Source organism: Leptolyngbya cf. ectocarpi LEGE 11479, from assembly GCF_015207065.1.
Lineage (GTDB): Bacteria > Cyanobacteriota > Cyanobacteriia > Phormidesmidales > Phormidesmidaceae > Leptothoe > Leptothoe ectocarpi.
Window position 1 is genome coordinate 1 of record NZ_JADEXP010000609.1, and the last position, 1,676, is coordinate 1,676.

Here is a 1,676-nt window from a genome sequence, read left to right on the forward strand (position 1 = left end):
GGCATGGATGGGCCTTCAGCCGTGTCAGGAATTGGCATAGCAGCCAATCGCGGTAAGATGGCAGCGCCTAATCCTTGGGCGACCAGACTCACAATGGTGGAATCTTCTCTAACGTTATAAGCCACCTTTAGGGGCTGTTGCCAACGGGACCAATGTTCTCGCACCGCTGTAGTACATTCGGCATAGTTGAGCAAGATAAATGAATGCGTAGATAGCTCACCCCAGGTGATAGGGGCTATTGCCGGATGTTTGGCCTTGGGTAGTAGCACAACGTACTCATCTCGAGCAATCTCCCAAGTGATAAAGTCTTCTGAGCGAGGTAAGGGTAAGAGGCCCAAATCCGCATCCCCCGAAAGTAGTGCTTGTTCTACCCCTGCTGGGTCAAATTCGGTGAGGCTAACGTCCACCCGTGGGTAGGCCCGTTGAAACTGGGCAATTTTGGGTGGCAGTAGGTGGGTGGCAGCACTACGAAAAGACGCGATGCGCAGTCGGCTATTGTAGAGGGCTTTTTCAATGTTGACCTCGTATTCGATCGATTCGCGGAGGTCCAAAATCTTTTGGGCGTGGGCGATTACCCGTTCGCCGACATCCGTGAGCTTGGCGCCTAAGCGGCCACGCACTAGCAGGGGGACGTCGAGTTCATTTTCTAGGGATGCGATCGCACGACTAACGGATGACTGGGACATCTCCAACTGCAGGGCCGCATCCGAGAAACTACCGCATTGAGCAATGGCCACAAGCACCTTGAGCTGAGAAATGTTCATTAATAGAATCTATTCGGTTAGTGCATAAATATACTCCGTTGCGCGATTTGATTCTTCAAATAGGGATAGCTAGCTTAAAGGTATCGGCACCCACGAGCAGTCACACTCAATCCTATGTTTGAACTATATCCATTTGAAAAATTTAGAGATACCCCTAGCGTTCAATTTTTTGACATTACAGTTCCTGACTCCAATGCCCGCGATTTAGTCTTTCACCAGGGGCCAGCGACTAGTCCCCACAGCGCTAAAACAGGCGATTGGCAATTTTATTTGCATCCCCGTCAAGAAGATAATCTATTAGCCCTGTCAGGGGGACGCACGTTTTACCTCGTTAACTTTAACTGGGACTACCCATTCCACCGGGTCCGCCTCGATCAAAATGATCAAATTTTGCGCATACCCCCCGGCACCTTCCATCGCTCAGAATCTGATCCCCAAGGCTCCCTGGTCATCAACCAAGCCGTGCGTCAGGCCAGCGCGACGGTTCACAGCGAGTTTCGGGTCTATAACAGTGCTGAGATTCCTAAGCTTAGGTCCTTGCTAGCCTCTGGACTACACCCCATGGACCATGGGTTCGAGAACCCCAAAGAAGATTTGGTCCAGCCCCCCATGGCTGCATAGGGTCTTAACAAGTGTCTTAGCAGCCATCTCAACGCACCAGCACAAACAACATCAACACTAACGGCGCTTATCATCACTGGTAGGCGTTTTTACTGAGTAGGGCCAATTGCTAAAGTGTGCTAGCTATCGCTGAGCGTAGCTGTGCAGCCTTTAAGTTAAAACGGGTAGTCTAGTAGCCATGCAAGTGTGCTGATAAGTAGTACACCAGGCTGCCCCAGGAGCATCTATGGCTGGCCCCGCCCTAAAACTACCCACATTGCCATGGCCAGCGTTGGTCAGTGCCTCCTTACT

At 51.2% G+C, this 1,676-nt stretch carries 2 protein-coding genes; one reads left to right on the forward strand and one right to left on the reverse strand.

All coding sequences use genetic code 11. The features are described from left to right. Positions 1-764 (reverse strand): LysR family transcriptional regulator (locus tag IQ260_RS30415; protein ID WP_193996775.1); only part of this gene is annotated, 764 nt, incomplete at its 3' end. A 114-nt stretch (positions 765-878) separates the two neighbouring features. On the opposite strand from IQ260_RS30415, the gene IQ260_RS30420 reads away from it, so the two are divergent. Further along, the gene (locus IQ260_RS30420) at positions 879-1,385 is read left to right on the forward strand and encodes a redox protein (RefSeq protein ID WP_193996776.1); all 507 of its coding nucleotides are present in this window, start codon (positions 879-881) and stop codon (positions 1,383-1,385) included. Positions 1,386-1,676 lie beyond the last annotated feature (291 nt).